The 25,603-nt window shown below is 44.0% G+C and carries 25 protein-coding genes and 5 tRNA genes; 6 read left to right on the forward strand and 24 right to left on the reverse strand.

What is annotated here, in order from left to right; genetic code table 11:
* Positions 1 to 508: 508 nt before the first annotated feature.
* A complete protein-coding gene (locus tag L1271_RS12405; protein ID WP_235367980.1) occupies positions 509 to 2,524 on the reverse strand; it encodes an amidohydrolase family protein in 2,016 nt (671 codons plus the stop codon).
* Between the two features lie 112 nt (positions 2,525 to 2,636).
* Positions 2,637 to 4,331 carry a gamma-glutamyltransferase gene (gene ggt, locus L1271_RS12410; RefSeq protein WP_235367981.1) on the reverse strand — a complete coding sequence of 565 codons (1,695 nt, stop codon included), beginning with the start codon at positions 4,329 to 4,331 and terminating at the stop codon, positions 2,637 to 2,639.
* Positions 4,332 to 4,594: 263 nt separating this feature from the next.
* On the opposite strand from ggt, the gene L1271_RS12415 reads away from it, so the two are divergent.
* The 4 genes from L1271_RS12415 to L1271_RS12430 all read left to right on the forward strand — a co-directional run bounded on the left by L1271_RS12415 (position 4,595) and on the right by L1271_RS12430 (position 8,624).
* On the forward strand, positions 4,595 to 7,057 hold the full coding sequence (locus tag L1271_RS12415; protein ID WP_233525186.1) for an EAL domain-containing protein: 2,463 nt from the start codon (positions 4,595 to 4,597) through the stop codon (positions 7,055 to 7,057).
* Between the two features lie 126 nt (positions 7,058 to 7,183).
* Positions 7,184 to 7,618, forward strand: a complete 435-nt coding sequence (gene zur, locus L1271_RS12420) for a zinc uptake transcriptional repressor Zur (protein WP_010368795.1) — start codon at positions 7,184 to 7,186, stop codon at positions 7,616 to 7,618.
* 80 nt (positions 7,619 to 7,698) lie between these two features.
* Positions 7,699 to 8,169, forward strand: a complete 471-nt coding sequence (locus tag L1271_RS12425) for a chemotaxis protein CheX (RefSeq protein ID WP_010607100.1) — start codon at positions 7,699 to 7,701, stop codon at positions 8,167 to 8,169.
* 23 nt (positions 8,170 to 8,192) lie between these two features.
* On the forward strand, positions 8,193 to 8,624 hold the full coding sequence (locus tag L1271_RS12430) for a secondary thiamine-phosphate synthase enzyme YjbQ (protein WP_235367982.1): 432 nt from the start codon (positions 8,193 to 8,195) through the stop codon (positions 8,622 to 8,624).
* A 4-nt stretch (positions 8,625 to 8,628) separates the two neighbouring features.
* Here L1271_RS12430 and alr read toward each other — a convergent pair whose 3' ends face one another.
* From alr to orn, 20 genes are all read right to left on the reverse strand, one after another.
* The gene (gene alr, locus L1271_RS12435; protein ID WP_235367983.1) at positions 8,629 to 9,711 is read right to left on the reverse strand and encodes an alanine racemase; all 1,083 of its coding nucleotides are present in this window, start codon (positions 9,709 to 9,711) and stop codon (positions 8,629 to 8,631) included.
* 19 nt (positions 9,712 to 9,730) lie between these two features.
* Positions 9,731 to 11,110 carry a replicative DNA helicase gene (dnaB, locus tag L1271_RS12440; protein ID WP_010368799.1) on the reverse strand — a complete coding sequence of 460 codons (1,380 nt, stop codon included), beginning with the start codon at positions 11,108 to 11,110 and terminating at the stop codon, positions 9,731 to 9,733.
* A 118-nt stretch (positions 11,111 to 11,228) separates the two neighbouring features.
* The gene (locus L1271_RS12445) at positions 11,229 to 12,167 is read right to left on the reverse strand and encodes a DUF4097 family beta strand repeat-containing protein (RefSeq protein WP_102057612.1); all 939 of its coding nucleotides are present in this window, start codon (positions 12,165 to 12,167) and stop codon (positions 11,229 to 11,231) included.
* A 10-nt stretch (positions 12,168 to 12,177) separates the two neighbouring features.
* On the reverse strand, positions 12,178 to 12,657 hold the full coding sequence (locus L1271_RS12450; RefSeq protein WP_010607097.1) for a hypothetical protein: 480 nt from the start codon (positions 12,655 to 12,657) through the stop codon (positions 12,178 to 12,180).
* Positions 12,650 to 13,201 (reverse strand): RNA polymerase sigma factor, encoded by a 552-nt coding sequence (locus tag L1271_RS12455; protein ID WP_010607096.1) that lies wholly within the window; start codon positions 13,199 to 13,201, stop codon positions 12,650 to 12,652. Before L1271_RS12455 ends, L1271_RS12450 begins: the two co-directional genes overlap by 8 nt.
* Positions 13,202 to 13,621: 420 nt before the next feature.
* A complete protein-coding gene (locus tag L1271_RS12460) occupies positions 13,622 to 15,361 on the reverse strand; it encodes a polymer-forming cytoskeletal protein (RefSeq protein WP_235367984.1) in 1,740 nt (579 codons plus the stop codon).
* Positions 15,362 to 15,365: 4 nt separating this feature from the next.
* A complete protein-coding gene (locus L1271_RS12465; protein WP_235367985.1) occupies positions 15,366 to 15,854 on the reverse strand; it encodes a PilW family protein in 489 nt (162 codons plus the stop codon).
* The gene (locus L1271_RS12470; protein ID WP_235367986.1) at positions 15,851 to 16,273 is read right to left on the reverse strand and encodes a type IV pilus modification PilV family protein; all 423 of its coding nucleotides are present in this window, start codon (positions 16,271 to 16,273) and stop codon (positions 15,851 to 15,853) included. Before L1271_RS12470 ends, L1271_RS12465 begins: the two co-directional genes overlap by 4 nt.
* Positions 16,264 to 16,722, reverse strand: a complete 459-nt coding sequence (locus tag L1271_RS12475; protein ID WP_010607092.1) for a GspH/FimT family pseudopilin — start codon at positions 16,720 to 16,722, stop codon at positions 16,264 to 16,266. The genes L1271_RS12470 and L1271_RS12475 overlap by 10 nt, the downstream gene beginning before the upstream one ends.
* Positions 16,706 to 17,119, reverse strand: a complete 414-nt coding sequence (locus L1271_RS12480) for a type IV pilin protein (RefSeq protein WP_102057614.1) — start codon at positions 17,117 to 17,119, stop codon at positions 16,706 to 16,708. Before L1271_RS12480 ends, L1271_RS12475 begins: the two co-directional genes overlap by 17 nt.
* Positions 17,120 to 17,538: 419 nt before the next feature.
* Positions 17,539 to 17,991: a 50S ribosomal protein L9 gene (gene rplI / locus L1271_RS12485; protein WP_010368808.1), complete on the reverse strand. Its 453-nt coding sequence runs from the start codon at positions 17,989 to 17,991 to the stop codon at positions 17,539 to 17,541.
* A gap of 35 nt (positions 17,992 to 18,026) precedes the next feature.
* Positions 18,027 to 18,254: a 30S ribosomal protein S18 gene (gene rpsR, locus L1271_RS12490; protein ID WP_002962753.1), complete on the reverse strand. Its 228-nt coding sequence runs from the start codon at positions 18,252 to 18,254 to the stop codon at positions 18,027 to 18,029.
* Between the two features lie 11 nt (positions 18,255 to 18,265).
* The gene (gene priB, locus L1271_RS12495; RefSeq protein WP_010368809.1) at positions 18,266 to 18,595 is read right to left on the reverse strand and encodes a primosomal replication protein N; all 330 of its coding nucleotides are present in this window, start codon (positions 18,593 to 18,595) and stop codon (positions 18,266 to 18,268) included.
* A gap of 38 nt (positions 18,596 to 18,633) precedes the next feature.
* Positions 18,634 to 18,975 (reverse strand): 30S ribosomal protein S6, encoded by a 342-nt coding sequence (rpsF, locus tag L1271_RS12500; protein WP_010368810.1) that lies wholly within the window; start codon positions 18,973 to 18,975, stop codon positions 18,634 to 18,636.
* A gap of 206 nt (positions 18,976 to 19,181) precedes the next feature.
* Positions 19,182 to 19,257 (reverse strand) — tRNA-Gly (locus tag L1271_RS12505).
* A gap of 193 nt (positions 19,258 to 19,450) precedes the next feature.
* Positions 19,451 to 19,526, reverse strand: a tRNA-Gly gene (locus L1271_RS12510).
* A gap of 195 nt (positions 19,527 to 19,721) precedes the next feature.
* Positions 19,722 to 19,797 (reverse strand) — tRNA-Gly (locus L1271_RS12515).
* A gap of 273 nt (positions 19,798 to 20,070) precedes the next feature.
* A tRNA-Gly gene (locus tag L1271_RS12520) sits at positions 20,071 to 20,146 on the reverse strand.
* A 115-nt stretch (positions 20,147 to 20,261) separates the two neighbouring features.
* Positions 20,262 to 20,337 (reverse strand) — tRNA-Gly (locus L1271_RS12525).
* 241 nt (positions 20,338 to 20,578) lie between these two features.
* On the reverse strand, positions 20,579 to 21,124 hold the full coding sequence (gene orn, locus L1271_RS12530) for an oligoribonuclease (protein ID WP_010607090.1): 546 nt from the start codon (positions 21,122 to 21,124) through the stop codon (positions 20,579 to 20,581).
* Positions 21,125 to 21,285: 161 nt separating this feature from the next.
* Here orn and rsgA point away from each other — a divergent pair, with 161 nt between their 5' ends.
* Entirely contained in the window at positions 21,286 to 22,338 is a 1,053-nt protein-coding gene (gene rsgA / locus L1271_RS12535; protein ID WP_010607089.1) for a small ribosomal subunit biogenesis GTPase RsgA, read from the forward strand.
* Between the two features lie 97 nt (positions 22,339 to 22,435).
* Complete coding sequence (gene asd / locus L1271_RS12540) at positions 22,436 to 23,302, forward strand: archaetidylserine decarboxylase (protein ID WP_045965938.1); 867 nt, start codon at positions 22,436 to 22,438, stop codon at positions 23,300 to 23,302.
* A gap of 23 nt (positions 23,303 to 23,325) precedes the next feature.
* Here the strand turns inward: asd and L1271_RS12545 are convergent, their stop codons facing one another.
* Both L1271_RS12545 and thiE read right to left on the reverse strand, forming a co-directional pair.
* A complete protein-coding gene (locus L1271_RS12545; RefSeq protein ID WP_235367987.1) occupies positions 23,326 to 24,075 on the reverse strand; it encodes a HesA/MoeB/ThiF family protein in 750 nt (249 codons plus the stop codon).
* Positions 24,068 to 25,591 carry a thiamine phosphate synthase gene (gene thiE, locus L1271_RS12550; RefSeq protein WP_235367988.1) on the reverse strand — a complete coding sequence of 508 codons (1,524 nt, stop codon included), beginning with the start codon at positions 25,589 to 25,591 and terminating at the stop codon, positions 24,068 to 24,070. The genes L1271_RS12545 and thiE overlap by 8 nt, the downstream gene beginning before the upstream one ends.
* Between the last annotated feature and the right edge of the window lie 12 nt (positions 25,592 to 25,603).

Genomic DNA, 25,603 nt, shown 5'->3' on the forward strand with positions numbered 1-25,603 from the left:
CTTTTGCTATTTGCTTGCAGCATATATACAACATTGCTGTAATCACTCACTGTCACTTTAACGCTTGAATATGGCAACTTTTTTACCATCCTTGTACGCGAGGGTGACGACATCAAAGTCTCAAATAGAGTTATAAAAAAGACCATACCGAAGCTGGTAAAACACACACAATTTGCATGGCTTCACATCAACGACTCGTGATCTGTACTGAAAAAGGCTAGCACAAGAAACTGATAAATAAACCGCTTTATTAACAAAAAAGTAAATTTATCCATTACACAAGATTACACCAAACCGTTTTTAGGAATTTTTTATTAGGTAGTAACAGGAAAGCCAGAACATTTTGTTTGTTTTTTAAACAAACCTCTGTTTTAGAAACACTTTTGATAAAACTCAGAAATACAATTTAGTCTGATATCGAGGTAACGAAAATAAAACCAGTGCAAGTGTTATATTTTTTGCACTGGTTTTATAGCATCAAACTATTACTTTTGTGATGTGCTTAATATTACTTTAGCGAAGGCGAGGTAGTGAACGGCTTCACTCCAATCGCTTGGTAAATTTCAGCAGGCTTAAATGCTTGCTCACCTTTGATCACCAATGTCGCTTTTTGCAGTGCTGTTATATCCTTAAGTGGATCGCCATCGATCAACACTAGATCTGCCACTTTGCCTTTGGCAATTGAACCGGTTTGATGTGCAACCCCCATCAATTTAGCACTCTCAAGCGTTGCCATATTCAGCACATCGGCCGCAGGAATGCCCGCATCAACGTAAAGTGCTAGCTCACGGATCAAGGTAAAGCCTGCAATATTATCCGTTCCAGGTACCATTGGAACACCAGCATCATAGAGCTTTTTCAGCATTTTTTGCATTGCTTCACCTGACTCTTGATAGCTCAGTTTAAACTGTTCATCAACATGCATCTCAGCCCCTTTTAAACCGCGAGCGAATGCAATTGGCATATGCTCTGAAATAGCAGCAAATTCCGGATTGATCTTTTGATCTTCTGCCATCAATAAGCTTCTGAATGTTGATACGGTAGGATCCACAACGATGCGCTTATCACTTAGTAGCTTGATGAATGCATTCATCTCTGGACTATCAAGTGATAAGCCAGAGGCTTGCTCTCCCATCAGTGAAAACCGTTTTTGTGTTCTGGTATCCACTTCTTCACCAGCAAGGAAATTAAGGAATAGCATATTAATGTGCTGAATCTCGTCATAGCCATTTTCAATGGCTTGCTCTGCCGTCATAAACGCGGGCACGTGACCGCTAAGCCTCAATCCACGGCTATGTGCACGTTCAGAAATAGGCTTTACCCAGTTCGGATCGATAGAAGAATAGAGCTTCACTTGAACATAGCCATTATCGGCAAAGAAATCGACCGTCTCGAGCGCTTCTTCCAATGACTTCACACTTAAGCCTGCTGAGTTTTCGCTGAATTTATCCATAAAGCCAGCACGATATACACGCGAGCCCAGCACCTGATTGGTGTTAAAGAGCGCTTCAATTTCCATAATATTGTCGTGCTCGTTACCCATGTCCCTAACGCTGGTAACACCGTTCGCAATATTTAAAATACCGTTCTCTTTTGATAAATGACCGTGCATATCCCAAAGCCCAGGGATCAAGGTTTTCCCTTTTCCATCAAGGCTAACCACGCCATTTTGCTTTTTAATATGTTTAGCGATTTCGACAATCTTGCCATCTTTAATCAATACATCATGGTTTTTCAGCAGTTTTTTCTGCTCACCATCAAAGACAGCAACATTTTCAATCAGTAATGCAGGGACATCATGTGTCAGCTTGTTAGCGAGGTTTTCTAGATGTTGCTGTTCGGCTTGTTTTTGGATAGTCTCAAGTTCTTCGAACTGTGCTTTGGTGTAGCCGTCGCGCAAGACATACATTGGCCCCCAACTTTGCGCGAAATAGTTACCATCGTCGTCATACCATGCAAAATTAGGGGTAAGACTAAGGCCACTCGTTACTAATAGATGAACGGTTTGTTCCCCCAACTTCATCGTCTTCATTTTTTCGATAAGCATTTTACCCTGAGGGTAAACATCTAATTCGTATTTATTATTTTTTAGAACATAACGCATCGTCGCGTTATCTAGTGCAAGGTGGTTATTAGACGGTACGTAGAAATCGAGTGTCGCGTCAGCTTTAATGCCTGATTCATTGACACTTTTCCACTGCGCAATGCCTCTGTTATAACTAAACGTTTCATCAATTGTGGAGCCAAAAGCAGAACGTCCTTTAAGACTAAAATTGATGGGTAACCCTTTTTCATTCAACTTTAAGGTTTCATCAATTAAGATCCGACGGTTGTTCCAGCCAAACTCAATTTTGGCTGTATAGTTTTGCTCGTCGATTTTTTCTTGGCTTAGCGTACCAGCTAAGCCCTTTTCTGAGTAAACATTATTGATAATGGTGTCAGCAAATACTACCCAACTCTGCGTAGTTAAAAGCGCCGCAACGAGTGTCGACAAGGCACTTCGCTTTGTTATTATTTTTGTCATGTTATTGTTCCTTAAATTTCCGTTTAACGACAATAATATTACATCAAGATAACAAAAAGCGAAGTGCTTTAACTGTTACAATTCGTGTGGATTTCACTACCCAATCAGGCTTTTAGTAACCTGCTGCTTGGCCATCCTTTCTTGTTTCGGATGCACCATAGTACACTCCAGTTTTACCATCTCGCATAATCGCTTGATAACCGCCATAAGGACCAACTGCTTCTTGTAATTTGTGACCCTTTTTTATCAGCTCTCTACGGGTTTCCATGGAAAAACCAGACTCGAGACTGACATACCCTCCATCCGTCATGATTTCACCGGTTGGCTGCGATGAACCACTATGCAGAATTCGAGGCACATCGCCCGCTTCTTGTAGATTCATACCAAAATCAATCATGTTAATGAGGATCTGCGCATGCATTTGCGGTTGAGTCGCACCTCCCATCACGCCATAACTCATCCATGGTTTACCATCTTTTGTGACAAAGGCAGGAATAATGGTGTGAAATGGTCTTTTTCCCGGCGCATAACCGTTGTAGTGGTTTTTATCTAACGCAAATAGCTCGCCTCTATTTTGCAAGACAAAGCCAAGCTTAGCTGGAGTCATACCCGAGCCCATACCACGGAAATTACTTTGGATCAGCGACACCATATTCCCTTCTTTATCAGCAGTCGTGAGATAAATGGTATCCCCTTCTACAGGACCTGCATGATCGCGTTTAGCTGCTTTATTTGGATCAATCAATGCACGTCTTTTATCAGCATATTCTTGCGAAATAAGCGTTGCGACTGGTATCTCATTAAAGTCTGGATCGGCGTAGTATTTTGCCCTATCTGCAAAGGCAAGTTTTTTTGCTTCAACAAAGGTGTGAATATACTCAGGGCTGTCGAATCCCATAGCCTTGATATCATAGCCCTCTAAAATATTGAGAATTTGCTGGGCGGCAATGCCCTGACCATTGGGAGGTAGTTCCCATAACGTGTAGCCGCGATAATCAGCACTTACGGGGTCAACCCATTCACTGTGGTGCTCAGCCAAGTCTTGGTAACTTAAGTATCCACCATTGGCTTTCATGTAACGGTCGATTTCTTTAGCAATTTTGCCTTTATAAAAGGCATCGCGGCCTTTTTCTGCAAGTAACTCATAGGTATTAGCGAGTGCCGGATTCTTAAATATCTCTCCCTTTTTAGGCATTTCACCCTCAGGCATAAATACTTCTTTAAATCCGGAATATTGCTCACGAGCTGACACCGAGCGCTGCATGTAATAAGCAATCAACTCCGAAACTGGAAAGCCGCTTCTAGCGTAGTCGATACTGGGTTGAAGTAACTGTTTCATTGGCAGTTTGCCAAATTTTTTGTGCAGTTCAAACCAACCATCGACCGCACCGGGCACAGAAACAGGAAGCGGCCCATAACTTGGAATCGTATCTCCTTGCTGCTGTAACTTTGCTAGCGAAAGGCTTTTTGGTGAGCGCCCTGAAGCATTGAGACCAAATAACTTTTGTTGCTTCGCGTCCCACACAATAGCAAATAAGTCGCCACCGATACCGCAACCTGTAGGCTCCACTAGGCCAAGCATGGCATTAGCTGCAATTGCAGCATCTATGGCGTTTCCGCCTTGCTTCAATACCTCTATTGCGACTTGGGTTGCCAGTGGTTGAGAAGTTGCAGCCATACCCTGAGTTGCAATAACCTCTGAACGGCTAGCAAAAGCTTTTCCCGTGATCCTGTCATATGCGAGAGCCGCTGAGCTTACAGAAGCACATAGCATACTAACCAGTGTGCACTTAACGACCTTATTCATTATTTTTCTCTTTTGTTGTTTTCTTTTTAACCAATATAAAAAGCCAATTCGCTTACAGCAATTCATTTGCGGTCAAAGCGAAAGAAAACGAGATTGGACCTAATGCGAAAACTCAAGACACCATCGCCATAGCACTCGCTCTGCCACAAGAGTTTTCCCTCAAATCTAATACAAGCTTTTGCAGCTGGACTACACTTAAATGTTGAAGTGCTGTGCAGAAAAAATAAACCTAATCGAGATCAGGGTAATTGAATTGGTTATTTATGAGTAATCGGGTTATTTCTATAAACTTAAAACAAACATTGACTTGGGGCACGGTACTCTGTGGCTTGGTGATCTCGTCTTTTATTATCTCCATTTCATATGTTAACCAGCGAGACATGCTGCTCGAAAGCTATGAGGCTAGGCTGAGACAAAACTTTACGCATTTAGGTAGACATCTTTTCACTGAATTTGTGGAGGGCAACGATAATCAGATAAGTCTGACTCTCGAGGATTATTATTCTGACGGTAAATATAAAGCGCTCTTCCTTATTCAAGGAGAAACGCTCCTCAACGAAAGCCAACACTCAGCGGTTGGACTGCAAGTATTTAATCAAGTTATCAGTCAGGCGCAAGTGACAGCAACACTACGCACACTTGACCTCACTGTGGCATTTGACCCTAATCAGCAGCACTTTCTCGCAGCTATTCCCATTTCTCCTAAAGTGCCCGTCGCTGAGTCCGCTGATTTAGTTAGGCTGATTGCTATTTATGACGTAAGCACCGTTTTTCTTTCGTTAAAGCAACAGTTGATAACGAAGGCGAGTATTTTAGCGGTGTTTTTGATACTCATCATTATCGCGCTACTAAGCTTTACCCATTACTTCATTCATAAACCGATCAAAAGACTGATCCAAGTAGGCAATGCATTATCCACAAAGTCTTTGAGCAGTAGAGCCGACATTGTGGGACATGGCGAGCTTGGAGTCCTTGCCAAGCAATTCAATGTCATGGCACAAACGTTAGAAAAAAACTGGCAACAACAATTACAAAGCACCCAAGAATTACAGCGCCGTCACGCACTTATTAATAGTGTTTTTGAGGCATTACCGGATATTTTCTTTATAATCAATACGGATGGCACTATCTTAGAATGCCATACCGGAAAATCAGACGACTTGTATATGTCGCCTGAGCAATTTATCAACAAGAAAATGTCGGAAGTATTGCCCTCCCACGCAGCTAAACACTTTAGCCAAGCCATCAAGTCTGCCAATCAGCGCCACCAATTAACCCAAATAGAATATCCACTGACAATTGCTGATCAAGCGAAGCTATTTGAAGCTCGGTTATCTCCTATTCCAGGAACAGATCAATTGGTTATTGCAGTGCGAGATATCACCGAGAAAAAGCGTCAAGAAGAAGTCATTTTACATCACGCTTTTTATGACTCATTGACCGATTTACCAAATCGCTTTTTAGCGATGGAGCGGCTAGCGCAGCAACTGTTTGATGCCGAACGCAACGATGAGCTTGCGGTGGTGTTTTTTATTGATTTAGATGATTTTAAAAGGATCAATGATTCACTCGGACACGAAACGGGGGATCAAATTCTCATCGCTTCGGGAGAAAGACTCAAGCAATCGCTACGTGAGCAAGATACCGTGTCACGTCTTAGTGGTGATGAGTTTATTGTGTTGATGGGAGGATTTAAACATACTGCAGACATTACCTCAGTTGCCGATATGCTCATCAAACTTTTTCACCATCCCATTATTGTCGACGATAAAGATTTTAATATTTCAGTCAGTATAGGCGTTGCTATCTATCCTTTAGACGCGAACTCCCCCCAAGAGTTACTTAGCTGCGCTGATACCGCAATGTACAATGCCAAAAGTAATGGTCGCAACAACTACTGTCTATTTAATCAAAAGATGAGTCAACAGTTGTCTCGACGCATTGAAATTGAGGAAGCACTGCGCGTAGCACTAAATGAACACGAGTTAGAAGTGTTTTACCAACCTCAATTTTATATTGAAAACAGTGATGTATTTGGCGCGGAAGCTTTACTTCGCTGGCACAGTAAAACACTGGGTAATGTCTCTCCTGCGGAGTTTATTCCCGTTGCGGAACAAAGCGGTTTGATCATCGACATCGGATTGTTTGTGCTCTCAACGGCTATTAACCAAGCACACCAATGGCAGCAACACTTAGACTCCGACATCCGCATCGCAATCAATTTATCACCAAGGCAGTTTAAAGACCCAAACCTTTTGAAACAGATTGAGCTATTAGTAAAAGACATCCCGATTGCCAATCGCTTTATCGAGCTGGAGATCACAGAAGGCGTACTGATCTCAGGACAGGCACAGGTAAAACAGACCCTAACCCAATTACATCAGTTAGGGTTTAAATTATCTTTGGATGATTTTGGTACGGGCTATTCGTCACTGAACTATCTCCGTCATTACCCCTTCGATTTACTCAAAATAGACCGCAGTTTTATCAGCGATATGCTCACCACTCACGAGTCTAAAGCGTTAGTTAAAACCATTATTGCCATGGCGCATAATTTATCGATGAAAGTAGTCGCCGAAGGCGTGGAGACACTGGAGCAATTGCGTTTATTGCAGCAGCTAGAGTGTGATTTTGGTCAAGGATATCTGATCAGCAAGCCGCTTTCTGCAGCACAATTTGAAAGCTTTTACCATACTAAGATCGAACCAGTTAAGCGCTCATCTTAGCAAGCAAAACAAACTTTAAAAGCAACATCGCTCCCGAATATCCACTTGAGATAATAAATCTGGGTAAACACAAGACTAATAAAAATAATATGTTAGTATTGCAAGGCAGTGTAAGGATTTTGAATCATGAATATAGAGTTACTAGTTAGCAAAGCCAAGCAAGTATGTGACAACCGTGGTGCACGATTTACTCCTATTAGAGAAAAAGTATTTAGACTACTCGCCTCTAAACAAGGTGGCGTTGGCGCATACGACTTACTTGAAGAGCTCAAGTTGACGGAAGCGGCTGCAAAACCAGCTACCGTATATCGTGCCTTAGACTTTCTTTCTGAGTTGGGTTTTATCCATAAAATAGAAAGCACTAATGCGTTTATGCTTTGCCATCACTTCGACCACACACATCCAGTGCAGTTACTGATCTGCGATAGTTGCGGTAACGTTCAAGAGTTACACTCAAACACGATTTCGCATGAACTGAACAGCCTAGCTGCGGAAACCGGATTTGTGGTTACAGAGCAAACCATCGAGGCTCATGGCCGTTGCGAAAAATGTAAAGATTAAGTGCAGTGAGTAAAAAAGCCCACTACACTTATCACTAAGAGCGACACTAATTTATTAAAAAAGCGTAAGGGAAAGTCCATATGAATGTAGAGTTCATCAACCCCTTTTTATCATCTCTAATCAATGTATTGGCTACAATGGCGCAAACAGAATTGACGCCGGGTAAGCCAAAAGTGAAGAAAGACGAAGTCGCACAAGGTGATGTATCGGGTCTGATTGGTATGGTTGGTCCACAGACAAAAGGGTCATTTTCGATCACCTTTGAAGAAAACTTAGCGCTAACCATTATGGAGCGTATGCTTGGTGAACGCCCAGACTCCATAAATGAAGACGTCACTGATATGGTTGGTGAAATCACCAACATGGTCACTGGCGGTGCTAAAAACCTGCTCGGCGAAAAAGGTTACGAATTTGATATGGCAACACCGGTTGTCGTTTCAGGCCCAGGCCATACCATCACTCATAAATGTGATGGTCCTAAACTTATTATGCCATTCACCTCTCCTGACGGTAATGCCAATATCGAAGTCAGCTTCGACAAACTCGCCTAACAGTTAAAAACACACGTTACTTTATGAGTTGGACTCAAAAACAAATTATCTTGAAGCCTCGAAAGCGAGGCTTTCACTTGGTAGACGACGAGATTATCTCGCAGCTTCCTGAACTACATGACTATCGTCTAGGGCTGCTGCACCTGTTTATACAACACACCTCCGCCAGCCTAACAATTAACGAAAATGCCGATCCAACGGTACGTATGGATATGGAAAGCCACTTTAATCATTTTGTACCACAGAGGCAAAGCTACTACCGCCATGACTATGAGGGTGATGACGATATGCCAGCACATATCAAATCCAGCACCTTAGGATGTGAAGTAACCATTCCCATTTCTGAGGGCCGCCTGCGTTTAGGTACTTGGCAAGGTATTTATCTCGGTGAGCATCGTGACCATGGTGGTGCAAGACGCGTTATCGCAACACTTCAAGGTGACAGAAAAGGCTAGGCGCTTAGCCTTCGATGTATTCGTAGCTTACTCTTGGGGTGACGTTACACAGCAGCTCATATGGAATCGTATCTGCACATTGCGCTATCTCTTCTACGGGCAGGTTTGGTCCCCACATTTCTACTTCTTCACCAACTTGAATGCCATTAGAATTATCACCAATATTCACACTGATCATATCCATAGACACGGTGCCGACTATACCGTAACGCTGGTTACCAATAACCACCGGAGTGCCAATTTTAGCGTGTCTGGGATAACCGTCTCCATAGCCAACACCAATAACGGCAAGATAGGTGTCCTGTTCACATTGCCAACGTCCGCCATAACCTACCGCCTGATGTGCTCTCACCCGCTTGATGGCAATAACTTTAGTAGTCAAGCGCATGACGGGCTTTAATCCATGTTGCTGGCCAACACGCGCAAGCATAGGTGAAACGCCATAAAGCATTAGGCCCGGACGGATCCAGTCGCCATGAGATTCAGGCCAACCTATGATCCCCGCGGAGTTTGCCAAACACAATGGTGCGTGACTTTGACCAATCAAAGACTTAAATAACACTTGTTGTACTTCGGTTTTATTGTCTTTGATATCATCGGCACAAGCAAAGTGTGTCATTAAGTGGATTTTATCAGCAACATTTTTTGATCGCTTAAGGCGAGCATAAAACGCTTCAAACTCTTCAGGCTCAACGCCGAGACGATGCATACCGGTATCTACTTTTAGCCACACTGTGAGCGGTGCATCTAAATTAGCACGCTCAATGGCTTCAAGCTGAGAAATGTCATGCACTATGGTTTGCAAATTATTGGCAAGTAAAATAGGTAAATCAGAAGGATGAAAAAAACCTTCTAACAAGACAATTGGTTTAGTGATGCCACCTGTTCTAAGCGCGAGCGCTTCATCAACTCTCGCCACAGCGAATGCATCCGCATCTTGCAAATGCTGAGCTATTTTAACCAAACCATGACCATAAGCGTTGGCCTTAAGTACCGCCATAATCTTACTTTTTGGCGCCAGTTTTTGCGTTAGCTGTAGGTTTTCTCTCAGCGCGGTTAAATCGATTTCAGCACTTGCTAGTCGCATTTCACTACTCAATTGACAGTTAATATTCGTCGTCCATTGCTGGACCCGCATAGTTATCGAATCGAGAGTATTGACCTTGGAAGGTTAACCTAACCTTACCGATCGGACCGTTACGTTGCTTACCTATGATGATTTCGGCCGTGCCTTTGTCTAGGCTATCGTCGTTGTAAACTTCATCACGATAAATAAACATGATTAAGTCGGCATCCTGCTCGATAGAGCCTGATTCACGTAAGTCAGAGTTTACTGGGCGTTTATCTGCACGTTGTTCTAGCGTACGGTTAAGCTGAGAAAGCGCGATAACTGGACACTGCAGCTCTTTGGCTAGTGCCTTTAATGAACGAGAAATTTCAGCAATCTCAAGCGTACGGTTGTCCGAAAGGCTCGGTACGCGCATGAGCTGCAAGTAGTCCACCATGATCATGCTGATCCCACCGTGATCGCGCGCAATTCGTCTCGCGCGTGAACGCACATCTGTTGGCGTAAGACCGGATGCATCATCTATGTACATCTTGCCCTTTTCCATCAGTAAGCCCATGGTGGATGACAAACGTGCCCAATCGTCATCATCTAATTGACCGGTACGTACCTTGGTTTGGTTGATACGGCCGAGTGAGGCGAGCATCCTCATCATGATCTGTTCTGAAGGCATCTCTAGCGAGTAGATCAGTACTGGCTTATCTTGCGTCATCGCGGCATGCTCAGCCAAGTTCATCGCAAATGTGGTTTTACCCATCGACGGACGCGCTGCAACAATGATCAAATCAGAAGGCTGTAGTCCTGCTGTCATCTTGTCTAAGTCGCCGTAGCCTGTACTTACCCCGGTAACACCATCTTGTGGAGATTGGTAAAGTTCTTCAATTTTATCAACGGTTTTCTCTAGGATGCTGTGAATACTCTGCGGACCTTCAGTGCTTTTAGTGCGCTGCTCAGCAATCTTAAATACCTTGCTCTCAGCTAAATCTAACAGCTCATGGCTATCTCGTCCCTCAGGATTAAAGCCAGCCTCTGCTATTTCATTCGCCACACCAATCATTTCGCGAACAACCGCACGCTCACGGACGATACTCGCGTATGCATCAATGTTTGCAGCACTAGGCGTGTTTTTAGCAATCTCAGCAAGATAGGAGAAACCACCTATGGTTTCTAACTGATTGTTCTTTTCTAGATTCTCAGAAATCGTGATTAGGTCGATAGGTTGACTAAGCTCTACCAGCTTTTCCATTGCTTCAAAGATCAGCTTGTGGGTTCTGGTATAAAAGTCATGAGACACCACCAATTCCGCAACACGGTCGAAGGCTTCATTATCTAGCATCAAGCCACCGAGCACAGATTGCTCAGCTTCAATTGAGTGCGGTGGAACTTTTAAGGTATCGACTTGTATATCTGGTTTAGCCATATCACAACATTGAGAAATTGAAGGCCCTCTATTGTATCTGGTCTACCCATAAGTGCAAATAACAAAAGGCCAGAGTTTGGGGGAAACTCTGGCCTTATTAATTTGATGAAAGCGCTTATTAGTTACGCTTTAGCTCAATATTGCCGCTAACGGTATCGATTTCTACATCTGCATTACCACCGTTAAGCACAAACTCGAGTGAACGAGCTGGGCCATATTTGGCTTTTTTAACTTGATCTGAACTTAGCTCATTGGTGATATGGCCACCTGAATGCGCGTTGATTTCAAACCTTGCTGATACATCTGCAGGGAAATAAAGCTCAATATCGCCACTAACGCTGTCCATATTTATATTGGCGTTATCCAGTAACTTTGCTGCATATACTGCTATTTCGCCGTTAACGGTAGATAAGCGTAAGTCTTTTAACTCTGCCATCTTCAACTCGACTTCGCCATTGACGTTTTCTAAGCGCAGCTCAGTTGCGGTAGTTTGCGTTTTAATTTCGCCATTAACGGCGTTAAATCTTAGCTTACCGCTCGAAGCGATATCCTCAATGTCCCCATTGACGGTTTCAAACTGAATATTGCCATCTAAGTCACGACTATCAATATCACCATTTACCGTTTCTAATGCAATTTTACCGCTGATTTTACTCGCTTTAATATTGCCGTTGACCGTTTTGATACGGGCGCCCGCAGTTAAATCAGCAGCTTCAACATCAACCACCACCCCTTCAAAATTTAATTCACTACTACGAGGCATGTAAATGGTGAGTTTAGAGCCATCACCACCGCCCCAACTTTTATAGCGTCTTGGCATCTTCACGATAAACTCAGTTACCTCACCAGAGGTTTCTAGTTTATAACCCTCGGCTTTATCGTCTAACTCGCCTGTCACTTTAAAAACGTTTTTATCCCATGTTTTTATCGTTACGTCACCGCGCTGATTCTCGATGACAACTTTACCATTTGCAGGAACCGACAGTTCTTTATCGATAGATTCTCCGGCGAACACTATCGCTGGTAGCGCCGCTAGGCCAATAATTAATGCTTTCATCCTAATTCTCCTAAATTTGTTGCCAACGAGGTTGGTGAACCTTATTGATTAAGTCGAGTTGCTGCTGATAAACCTGAGCTAACATCTTTAACAGCGCAGCATTCTCAGGATCTTGCTTTAAAGACAACTTAATCGCTTGTTCCGCCTGCTCGAGCTCTTGCAATTGTGTCTGCCAATCAGAAGTCAGCGCTGGCTGCGTTTCATATTGAACCAGTAAAGACTGCTTTTGCTGCTCAAAAAAAGCGCTAATGTTAGCCAGTGAGTCTTGCTTGGGCTGATTCATAATGACTTGCCAAGCAAGTAAGCCCGCAATAGTACACGCCGCAATACCAGATAACTTTTGCCAATTATTTTGCTTCGGCGGCTGCATCGGTTGTGCTTGATTGATTGCACGCTCAACGCCTTGCCATAAGTCACGTTGTGGCTTTGGCTGCGACTGTTCGTCATTCAGTGCGGTATGCATAAATTCATCAAAAGATGGTTTAGTCATTGTTGTACCACTCCTGTAATAAGTTACGTGCTCGGTGATATTGCGATTTACTCGACCCTACGGCCATGTTTAACATATTGGCAATTTCCTCGTGGCGATACCCTTCGACAGCATGTAATACGAAAACCAACCTGGCACGTTCTGGCAATCTGACAATGAGTTTATCTAAGCCATTTAGCTCTCCTAGCTGCTCAGCACCTTGCTCATCCAGACCGGACTGCTCAAAGCTTACGACCTTTTGTAACCAGTTTTTTTGCTTTCTAAGATAGCTGATAGCAATATTACTGGTCACACTATGAAGCCAAGTCGTAAATTGTGATTGCCCTTTAAATTGGTCTATCTTTTGCCACAATTGCACAAAAACTTCCTGACATGCATCTTCTGCATGAGCAGGCTCAGCGAGCAATCTAAGACATAATGCATATACGCGACGATGATGTTGCTCAAATAGTTCGCGAAATGCACTTTGATCCCCTTGCTGGCACCTAGCCACTAGCGCATCGGTTTGTTCTTGTGTAAATGCCTCTTTGGCATTAATTATCATGCGTCTGTTCCTTTGGGTTGATTCCTTCATCTTCGCATATCGAATGGAACAAACAAAGTCACCAACGCTCAATTGCCAATTTCTACTTTTTTATAAAGTACTTATTTAGACGCGGGAGAAATCAGAAATGGTTTAAAGGGGTTTGAAAAAATTTTACTTTTTGTATTTAGCAGCAAAAAGTGGAGCCTAAGCTCCACTCAGGAAAGTTACTCAGCGCTTTTATACCAGTTGTATTAAGTAAATGATCTATCTTGAAGCGGGGAAATAGCTTTAGTAGCACCGCTCTCGCGTCCTGCTACCGCTAAGGTACCTATATCCATATAGGCAAGGCAAAAATTTTGCTATTTAGTTGTTCTAAATGAGAAATTTTTAACGAAGCTAATATGCTATTTCACCCTTCAAATTGATTAGAGAATTAATTCAATTGGTATTAGCTTCACTCTCATCGGCAACTTGGTACGGTTTGTAGTGCCAGCCCTTAAAGACCAATGTCGGCTTTTGTCCCGGCGGCTGTACGCCAATGCCTGCATTTTTTAATGCTTGATCAAAGTGGATCCCTGTACCACCGGTACCAGTAATCGATGCCCCTCGAACTGTACCGTACAACTGCCCACTGCCGTTCAACAGAATAGAAGTCAACGGTGAATAAATAGCAGCATATAGTGACGATGCGCCGCTAAATACAAAACCATTAGGGCCATCAAATGAAGAATACACACTAAATACCGGCAGTTTGCTCTTCTTGGTTAAGCCTTCTTGCTCAGCAATAACCTTAGCACTTGCGCCAATAGAAACTTTGCCGGTAGTGAACACGGTCAAAGAACTTTCTTTTTCTATCCAGATATGGGTGTCGCCGGTTAATGTGAGGTCACCATCAATCAACCAAATCACATCGCCACCAGAGATCTTTATTTTTCCGTCAGATCCTAACTTCAACCCTTTAAAAGGGAACGCAAGCTGCGTTTTTTCTGTCGCTGTGCCGAGATTCTGATCTACCCCTTGGAACAAATAAATGGTGTGCTCTTTTGCAACATACACACTTGAGCCATTACGCTCGTACACGGCCTGTTTAGGTTTAAAGTGCAAGATTTGTTGCGCGCCTACATTTAGAGGAGTGAATCGATTACGAGGATCGATAATGCTATCCATATTAAAAGGCAACGCCAAAGGATCACATTCTTTATTTGGCTTTGCAGGGTCATAGTCGGGAGAATCTGGATCGTACACTTTTACCGGTTCAACCACTAAGTCTGCGACTCTAAATTTAGCATCGGAGTAATGCACACCATCTTGAACTTGCAAGCCAGTATCTTTAAATTGACCGCTGCCAGTATATTGAATATCGAACGCATCGCCATTTTGGTTGAGGATCTCAGCGCCCCACTCCATTTTCGCGTCACCCATTGCACGTACATAACCTTGGATCTTTCCGCCTCTATGCGTGAAAAAGCCGCGGCTATAGACATTACCTTCCACTCGAATACCACTCGATGACGGCGAAATATCTACCCCGGTATTTGACCTAACGTCACCCAAAATCGGTGAAGAGCCTTTTAAGTAAATCACACCAGAAGCTTCAACATCACCTTTAATCGGAGAGTGGCCTGATAGCACCACATCTGCATCGCCTACCACAGTGTGTACATCACCATCATGGCTTTTTGTTTCTTCGTAAGTGCCTTTCGATGAGTCATAGCTATCGACAGAGCCACTACCAGATAGATTCACCCCTTTACAGCCAGTAACCGCATTTTGGAATATGGACTCTTTCGCCGCTGGCTGCAACTCAAAGCGCGCAACTAGCCGATGGTTCGCGTGCTCACCATGACGTTGACCTAAGCTTTCGATTTCAAACTCATTGCCATTGGCATTAACCGAGATCTGATATTGCGAATCAGGAACTGCACCGCTACCCGTTTTGTTTATACCATTTATCAGCGCATTGACGTCTTGCGGATTGCCACTTAACGCCGCATCCAGCTTTTGACGATATTCTCTGATCCCTTGTTCAGCCACTAATCTTGCATTAATGTCTTTTTGGAAGTTACCACTTAATCTTTCTTGTACAACACCTTCCTTGAGGGAAGCGAATACCACAACGCTAGCCATGCCGCCGAGCAGCATCACTTTAACCAGTGTAAAACCTTGTTGTTGTTTCATTGTATTAGCTACCTAATCCAGCGTAAAAATTCATCTGTATGCCTGCACCATATTGTGTCGGAAAACTACTACCCTGTATTGTGACTGTAATTAACTGACCACTGGCATCGGTTGCAAATGTGAGTCCAGTTACCCCCTTCAAAAGATTGATATCACCCGTGCCGCGATCGCACACTAAATACCCATCTTGTAAAAAATAGCGCTCACTGTAGTCAACCATGGGGACACTGCCATCACAAGCGGGGACCCTTGCCAATTGGCGGATCGTAATATCGGTCGCCGTCACAGTAGGGACTTCCTGAGTTTGCTTGATGCTGCGCATCATCACTCGATTGGTATAGCGAACAATCTCTTGCGATGTTGCAAGCTGCTGGCTTGTCGTCACCGTTTCTTTTATCGACGTGTACGACGTTGCAATCCCCATAACCAATACCAACCCCACAACCATAGCAACCATGAGTTCCAGTAAGGTATACCCATTTATCTGTTTCATGAGCCCCCTCCTGCCGGCAGAGAACAAGTGTCCGCAACCTCTGGGTAACTGGTAGTTAAAGAAATTTGGTTTTCAGCAGGGTTTTTTACTCGCTTATCTTCCCAGCTCACCGTAAGCTGCATGTTATTGCTATAGGTCGCAGGCAACACTAACGTAAAGCGACTATCCGCAGGATGCAGCTGTTGAATAAGTGGATTGGCGAGCGTCATATCATTGTTGTTATGTTGCAATTCACATAACAACGGCCATATTCTCTCAATTGCGTTTTGACCATGAATTAACGCCATTGTGTATTGAAAGCTATTGGAGGCAAACTGTAATGACTTAAGCTGCGTCGCAGCCAAACCAAGCAACATTAACCCAGCCACCAACATCGACACCACGACCTCAATGAGAGAAAACCCCTTACTTAACTGCAATTTTGTTCCGCCTCAGCTAACCAACTTTGACCGCTGACCAACACACATAAACGATAATCCTGAGTATTGGCAATGTTGTCGGTAATCAATATATTGTTTGTTGCCAGCACTTCGCCACTTTCACGCACAACTTGGTCGGCAAGTGCCACTTCTATCGAGCTATGTTTAATAGAAAACCGCCCTACTTCGGTCAATTGGCCATTTTCATTGGTTTTCACAACCCAGTCGCTGTCCTCTACGACCAGTGACACCTGCTGCTCTCGTCGAACCGCTTCACTGCGGGCCAAGCGATATACTGCCTGCAGTTGATTAGCATGCGTCGTGAGTCTGTCTTGCTGAATTTGCTTTATAAAACTTGGCGCAGCTATCGAAGCTAAAATTGCAAGTATTGCCATGGAAATAAGCAGCTCAAGCAGGGTAAACCCTAAATATCTATTGCCAGCAGTCATTGTTCTTCGGTCCCTGTTCACTAAGATGGTTGATACTTAGTACACCACACCTGTCAGCCGCTTGTGCTTTTCCCGCTATTGGCGTGGCTGTAAATTGATACCCCAAGTTACGGTATTGCCCAACTGCGCCATTTGGTTTATCAGTGGGAATATATTTAAACGTGTAGAATTTAGACTCAGGCAGGTCTGTAAGTAAACTCGCATCAGGGTAGCCACTATTACGGCTATATATGCGCTCAATCACACCTGCCATTTCCAACATTTGCTGTTGTGCTTGCGAACGACGTCCATCCTGAACGTATTCCACATATGACGGATATGCCACGCTGGCTGTGATCGCCACTATTGCAACCGCAATTAATAGCTCTGTAAGCGTAAAACCTTTATTTACCGACATTTAATTATTCCACCACTAAATTGATAGCGCTGTCATTTTATTCCACTTTATGACAGACAAAAGACAAAGAAAAGGATTAACCTATAATATGTAAACATAACATGGAGCGAAAGTTTCTAAAAAGGAAACTTATTACACCACATTACAACAGTATTACCTTTTGATATAAGGCAAACTTTGAGCGAGAGGATCATCCATGTCACACCTTAAATTGGTATGAATAAGATTATTATTATGATTTTCTTCGAGGGGTTACTTAATTCAACCTAAGAGTTAGATACCAACAAAACCAATAGCATTAAGAATATCTGTTAACTAGGTTTTTACTGTCCGAAATTCGGGTTCATTTAGGAAAATTAAGTGAATAAAAAGCCGTGCATAAAAATACACGGCTTTTTTAATTTAAGCTCAATTAAAAATTAAGCTTCAGCAATTACGATTACTTTGATCGTAGCTGTAACGTCAGAGTGTACTTGGATAGCTACATCGAACTCGCCAGTCTCACGGATAGTACCAAGAGGTAGACGAACTTCTGACTTAGATACCTCAACACCTACTGCAGAGATAGCATCAGCAATATCGCGAGTACCGATAGAACCGAATAGCTTACCTTCGTCACCCGCTTTAGAAACTAGAGTTACTTCAGCTAGTGCTTCTAGTTTTTCAGCGCGTGCCTGTGCAGCAACTAGCTCTTCAGCGATTTTCGCTTCAAGCTCAGCGCGACGTGCTTCGAAAGTTTCAATGTTAGATTTAGTTGCAGGAACTGCTTTACCCTTAGGGAATAAGAAGTTACGTGCGAAGCCAGATTTAACATTAACCTGATCACCTAGGCTACCTAGGTTTGCAATTTTGTCTAGTAGAATAACTTGCATGTCTCTACACCTTTTAAAAACTAGTAATCAGCTGCTTACTTGTGTAAGTCAGTGTATGGAAGAAGGGCTAGGTAGCGAGCACGCTTGATAGCAGTTGCTAGCTGACGCTGGTATTTAGCGCTAGTACCTGTGATACGGCTAGGTACGATTTTGCCACTTTCTGTTACGTAGTTTCTAAGAGTAGCCAGATCTTTGTAATCAATTTGTTGTACGCCTTCCGCTTTAAAACGGCAGAACTTACGACGTCTGAAATAACGTGCCATGAGTAATTTCCTCAATTAATTCTTTCAATATGTTGTGCGTGCAATACCAGCTGACTCAAGCCATTTCGGCTCTCGTGGCGATTTATAAAACCGCGAACTTGTAATGCTTGCCCAACGTATAAATGCTCAGTTTGGTTTCGGAACTGTTCTCCACTGGCAACCACTTGAATACGCACGTAGGCATTTCGAGTTAGGTCAGCCTCTAATTGCATTGATTTGTGCTCAAGTACAAATATGCAATGTGGGATCCCAGCTGGGCTTTGACTAAATTTAGGTGTTTTACAAATCACGCCCGAAAGCAGATATTGATTGGTATACAGGTCAACCTGATTACTCACCATTACCTCGAAAGGTTAGTCAAATCCGAAATCAACAACGATTAAGCAGAAGCTGCTTCTTTTTTCTCTTCTTTTGCAAGAGGAGACGCTTCAGTTACCGCGTTTTTAGTACGCATAACTAGGTTACGAAGCACTGCATCGTTGTAGCGGAAAGAAGTTTCAAGCTCGTTGATTACTTCAGTTGGTGCTTCAACGTTCAATAGAACATAGTGTGCTTTGTGAAGCTTTTCGATTGGGTAAGCCAGTTGACGACGACCCCAGTCTTCTAGACGGTGAATAGTACCGCCAGCTTCAGTGATAGCACCAGTATAACGCTCGATCATACCAGGTACTTGCTCACTTTGGTCTGGGTGAACCATGAATACGATTTCGTAATGACGCATGGATATTCCTTACGGTTAGTATAGCCTTGTCCCGTTTCGGCCAGTCGGGGTAAGGCAAGGAACGATAATAGTAAGGCCGAAAGAGCGCGTATTTTACGCGTAGCATTAAAATTAAGCAATCAGTTTGTTATGAAAAGTTGGTGGAATAAGACTATATCTGCAAGGTTTTTTTAGAGTGATTGAAAAACAAGGATATTTAGGAGAGTTGGAGCGGCACACGAGGTTCGAACTCGTGACCTCGACCTTGGCAAGGTCGCGCTCTACCAGCTGAGCTAGTGCCGCATTCCATAGTTAGCTCATTATATTGTCGGTAATTACGCAAGGTCGCGTTGATTACCTACTGCAGCTGAGCTAGTGCCGCATCACATATTTAGCTCTGGATTTGTCGGTAACTACGCTAGGTCGCGTCTTCACCTGTAGCAGCTGAGCCTGTGCCGCATCACATTTTTTAGTTTATACACCTAAAGTAAGTGTTTGGAGCGGCACACGAGGTTCGAACTCGTGACCTCGACCTTGGCAAGGTCGCGCTCTACCAGCTGAGCTAGTGCCGCATTCCGATATAGCTCTTAGTTTTCCGCTGGGCGCAACCTTGAGGTCGCGTCTAACGTTTTAGCAGCTGAGCTAGTGCCGCATCACAATATTTAGCTCATTATGTTGTCGGGAATTACGCAAGGTCGCGTCCTTACCTGTAGCAGCTGAGCTAGTGCCGCATTTCATTTTTAGTTTATACACCTAAAGCAAGTGTTTGGAGCGGCACACGAGGTTCGAACTCGTGACCTCGACCTTGGCAAGGTCGCGCTCTACCAGCTGAGCTAGTGCCGCATCACAATATTTAGCTCTGGATTTGTCGGTAACTACGCAGGGTCGCGTTGATTACCTACTGCAGCTGAGCTAGTGCCGCATTCCATAGTTAGCTCATTATGTTGTCGATAATAACGCAAGGTCGCGTCCTTACCTGTAGCAGCTGAGCTAGTGCCGCATCACAATATTTAGCTCATTATATTGTCGGTAATTACGCAAGGTCGCGTTGATTACCTACTGCAGCTGAGCTAGTGCCGCATTTCATTTTTAGTTTATACACCTAAAGTAAGTGTTTGGAGCGGCACACGAGGTTCGAACTCGTGACCTCGACCTTGGCAAGGTCGCGCTCTACCAGCTGAGCTAGTGCCGCATCACAATATTTAGCTCATTATGTTGTCGATAATAACGCAAGGTCGCGTCCTTACCTGTAGCAGCTGAGCTAGTGCCGCATTTCATTTTTAGTTTATACACCTAAAGCAAGTGTTTGGAGCGGCACACGAGGTTCGAACTCGTGACCTCGACCTTGGCAAGGTCGCGCTCTACCAGCTGAGCTAGTGCCGCATCACATATTTAGCTCTGGATTTGTCGGTAACTACGCTAGGTCGCGTCTTTACCTGTAGCAGCTGAGCTAGTGCCGCATCACAATATTTAGCTCTGTATTGTTCGGTAACTACGCTAGGTCGCGTTTTACCTATAACAGCTGAGCTTATACTGCTTTAATAATGCTCAAGAAACCCCGCAAGGCTTGTCATCTCAAGCGGGGCAGGATTCTACAAGATAAAATTTGCTTTGCAAGTGTTTTTTAAACTTTGAAGAATTTTTCTTGGTAAACTTTCAGCTCCATGATGGAGTCTTTGATATCATCCAGTGCTAAGTGAGAGCTTTTCTTTTTGATCTCACCTAGTAGCTCAGGCTTCCAGCGTCTCGCAAGTTCTTTTATCGTACTGACGTCCAAATTGCGATAGTGGAAATAAGCTTCTAGCTCTGGCATGTATTTGTTGAGGAATCTACGGTCTTGACCAATAGAGTTACCACACATTGGAGAAGCACCTGGCGGCACCCACTCTTTAAGGAAATCTAGTGTTTGCTTAACTGCATCTGCTTCCGTGAACTTACTCGCCTTACAGCGAGCAGTCAGACCTGAGCGACCATGTTGATTGGTGCACCACTCATCCATATTGTCCAACAGCTCATCACTTTGATGAATTGCCACTACTGGACCTTCAGCTAAAACATTGAGATCACCATCTGTGATCACCGTCGCGATTTCTAAGATTTTATCTGTTTTCGGTTCTAGCCCCGTCATCTCTAGATCGAGCCAGATCAAGTTTGATTCATGAAAAGTCATACTTTACCTTAGCGGTACTTTCCTTTAGATCCAATGCAATTAGATATATCATATTAGTTTAAACACTCGACCTAAAGCTTTTTTTACCATGCGCGGCGTTTTATTGATTTATAGCCTAAATTTGAACGCTCTGCACGCCAAAGCTTAAACAGATTATAAACATGGCAAAGAAAAAGAAACTCAGTAAGGGCCAATCCCGTCGGATTAGAGCCAATCATCAGAAGCGAATCGATAAAGCGAAAGAGACAGAAGTATCTGATGTTTCATGGCAAAACGACAACTTAGGGCCAACAGAAGCCGCAGTGGTGATCAGCCGCTTCGGCCAACATGCGGATATAGAAACCACAGACCAAGAGGTTTTGCGTTGCAATATCCGTCGTACCGTAACAAGCTTAGTTTGCGGTGATGAAGTCATTTTTCGTCGTGCCAAGGTCAGTGATGGTGACTTAGCCGGCGTAATTGAGGCTGTGCATGAAAGGCGCACGCAACTCACTCGTCCAGATTTTTATGACGGTGTGAAAGTTGTCGCTGCGAATATTGACCAAATATTGATGGTGTCGGCCGTTGTGCCGGAATTTACCCCTCAAATCATCGATCGCTACTTAGTCGCTTGTGAGGATATGGGGATAGAGCCGATTTTATTACTCAATAAAATTGATTTGCTTGACCAAGAAAGCCTCGAATATATTGATGAAGTCTTAGATATATATCGTGAGCTTGGCTATCGCGTACTGTTAGTCAGTACAAAATCAGGCGAAGGCATTGACGAGTTAAAACACATGCTTGAGGACAAAAATAATATTTTTGTTGGTCAATCAGGGGTTGGCAAATCAACGTTGGTCAATACGGTACTGCCCAATGCAGATATTCTCACCAAAGAAGTCTCCGAAAATAGCGGCTTAGGGCAACATACAACCACAGTATCGCGCTTACACCACTTGCCGTCCGGTGGAAACCTGATCGACAGCCCAGGGATCCGTGAGTTCGGCCTATGGCACTTAGACGTGGAACGCGTCACTTGGTGCTTTAAAGAATTTAGGGAATTTATTGGCGGCTGCCGCTTTAGAGACTGTAAACACCTGAACGATCCGGGATGTTTACTTCGTGAAGCCGTAGATGAAGGTAAAATCAGCGAATTACGTTTTGAAAGTTACCATCGTATTTTAGAATCTATGGCTGATGGCCGCGCAGGTGCGCGCGCGCCGAGAGTCTGATAATATTTGCTAAATTGGCTCAATGACTTGAGCCCTATAGTCACTTCGCAATACAAAAACCGAAAGTGACAAGACTAATAATTAGGAACTGTTAAAAGTGAATTTGGATAAACTAAAAATTGCCATGCAATATGCATTACCTAAACATGCGGTTTCTCGTTTGGTTGGTAAGCTTGCCGCAGCAGAAGCTGGCGCCTTAACCACAAAGCTAATTAAGCTGTTTATCAAACAATATAAAATCGACATGAGCGAGGCATTGCACGAAGATCCAGCTCACTACAAAACCTTTAACGAGTTTTTTACCCGTCCACTGAAGCCGGGGATCCGTCCTTTGGCAGAAGATAGCGATATCCTTGCCCACCCAGTTGATGGTGCAATCAGCCAACTTGGTGATGTCGTCGATGGTCAAATTATCCAAGCTAAGGGTCACAACTACAGCTTACAGACGCTGCTAGGCGGTAAAGAAGAAGACGTTGCACCTTATGTTGGTGGTAAGTTTGCAACGATTTATCTAGCACCGAAGGATTATCACCGTATCCACATGCCGGTTGATGGCACACTTCGTAAAATGATTTATGTACCGGGCGACTTATTCTCAGTAAATCCACTTACTGCGCAAAATGTGCCTAATTTATTTGCTCGTAACGAGCGAGTTGTTGCTATTTTTGACACTGAAATTGGCCCGCTTTCTATGGTATTGGTTGGTGCAACTATCGTTGCTAGCATTGAGACGATTTGGGCCGGTACAGTGACACCACCGGCCGGAAGAGATGTCTTTACTTGGACATATCCAGCAGAAGGTGACAACGCGATAACGCTGAAAAAAGGCGAAGAGATGGGTCGCTTTAAACTTGGCTCTACCGTGATTTTAGCGTGGGGGGCAAATAAGGCAGAGTTCTTAGATGGTCAAAACCCAGAGACCGTCACACGCATGGGTACCCCTTTCGCAAAAATAGCAGAGTAGACTACTGTATTAGTGGCTTGAAACTATCTCAAGCCACAACATTCACACTCGGGGTTTTTACTGAGCCCATACTGCTTTTGCTGCAAACTCATACCATCTAGCGTACAAAATACGCTCCCTTGGTGATGTCCAAGTAGCACGTTTATGGTCAATAAAGCTTGCTGCGCGCCGATCACACCCAGTAATGGACTAATGACGCCAAAGTTGTCACAACTCTCCACTGGTGTTTGCGAACCCTCAGGGAAAACGCAAGCATAACAAGGTGACTCAGCCCTAAAATCAAAGCACATGAGTTGGCCTTGTGTGGCAATCGCGGCGCCAGCGATCAACACCTTGCTCACTTGATGACAATAACTATTGAGCAAATAACGGGTAGTAAAGTTATCGCTGCAATCCAAGACAATATCGGCATCACGGAGTAACTCGGCGACGTTCTTATCAGTCAATCTCGCATTTATTGGTACTAGTGTGATCTCGTTATTAAGACTTGCCAGCACCTTTCCTGCTGCTTTGGCTTTTTGCTGACCAAGGTGGTTCACCTTATACAGAATTTGCCTTTGTAAGTTAGACAATTCCACGTCGTCGTCATCAACAAAAGTAAGCTTACCAATGCCACTCGCCGCTAAGTAAAACAACGCGGGACTTCCCAACCCACCGCAGCCAATCACAGCCACATGCGCCTGTTTCAATGCGAGTTGGCCTTGCTCACCAACCTCTTTTAACAGCAAATGGCGACTATACCTTAGCCGCTCTTTGTCATTGAGTTCAGTCATGCCGCGCCATAGCTTGCTTTAATTCAAGTACAGCTTGCTCTGGGTCTTGGGCTTCTGTGATAGCTCTAACAACCGCGATACTAGATACGCCAGTTGCAGCCACTTCAGGCACGCGACTAAGATCAATGCCTCCAATAGCGACGGTTGGATAGCTGCTTTGCATCAAAAGTACAAAATGTGTCAGCTTTTCCAGCCCTTGGATTTGGCCGGTCATGTCTTTAGTCGTGGTTGGGTAGATAGCACCAAAAGCCAAATAACTTGGGCGATAATTATGTGCCCGGAGCATTTCATAAAAACCATGGGTCGAAATACCTAAGCGCAGCCCTGCCTCTTGGATGGCAACAAGATTAGCTTTATCGATATCCTCTTGGCCCAAATGAATTCCATAAGCGCCGTGTTTAATCGCTAACTGCCAGTAGTCGTTAATAAACACCTTCGCATCGTATTTTTGTCCAAGTGCAATGGCGGTTTGTATTTCAGCTTCGAGATTAGCTTGCTCTGGATCTTTAATTCTCAGCTGCACCGTATCAACCCCAACAGCGAGGCATTTTTCCACCCAATCAGCGCTGTTTACCACGGCATAAAGCCCAATAGGGTCGTCAATGTTGGCAAAGCCTGCGGCAAAATTAAATTCCTCAGGTAATGCAAACTCTAGTTCATCAGCAAGCCAAGAGCCCGCCTCTATCACTTGTGGGTAATCATTGAGATCAATTGGGAAACTCGTATGCGCAACAGGCCCCACACCTTCGCCATAACGTATCGCCGCTTTTAGCCCTGCATTGATGTATGCTTTAGCGAGAATAAAAGCATCTTTAAATGGATACTCCTTGGCCATACATGCCGCGATCACTGACGATAAACTACATCCAGTACCATGGCTGTGCGGTGTTTGAATTTTCTCATTGCCAAGCCAATACTCGGTATCTCCCGCTAAGCCATAATCAATGCAGTAGCCTTTTGGGTAATCCCAATGACCGCCTTTAATGATCACCGACTTTGCACCAAATTCACGCAATTTGGCAGCAGCCTCTTTTACCGCATCAGGACCTATCAAATACACGCCTGTCAGCAGCTGAGTTTCGTGTGTATTGGGTGTAATGATATCCACCAGCGGTAATAAATGGGTTTTTAACGCATCCACCGTGTCTTCTTCGGTTAATGCATCCCCGCTCGTCGCGATAGCTACTGGGTCATAAACCACAAGCGGCGGTTTTGCCCACGTTGCTTTGTAATGAACGAGGTGTTCAGCAATTAGTTGGATCTGCTGAACATTGGCGAGCATGCCAATCTTTATCACCGTTGCAGGCATATCTTGCGAAAGCGCCGTCAGCTGAGATTCGATAACCGTGGTCGAAACCGGGTTTAACGCCTCCACCCCTAAACTATTTTGCGCCGTCAACGCAGTTACTACGGTACAACAATGAACATTAAAGCTCTGCGTTGCTTTGATATCCGCTTGAATACCAGCGCCGCCGCCAGAATCAGAACCCGCAATACTCCAAACGATATGTGACAAAGAGAACTCCTT

Origin of the sequence: Pseudoalteromonas sp. OF5H-5 (assembly GCF_021530695.1) — a bacterium.
Classification (GTDB): Bacteria; Pseudomonadota; Gammaproteobacteria; order Enterobacterales; family Alteromonadaceae; genus Pseudoalteromonas.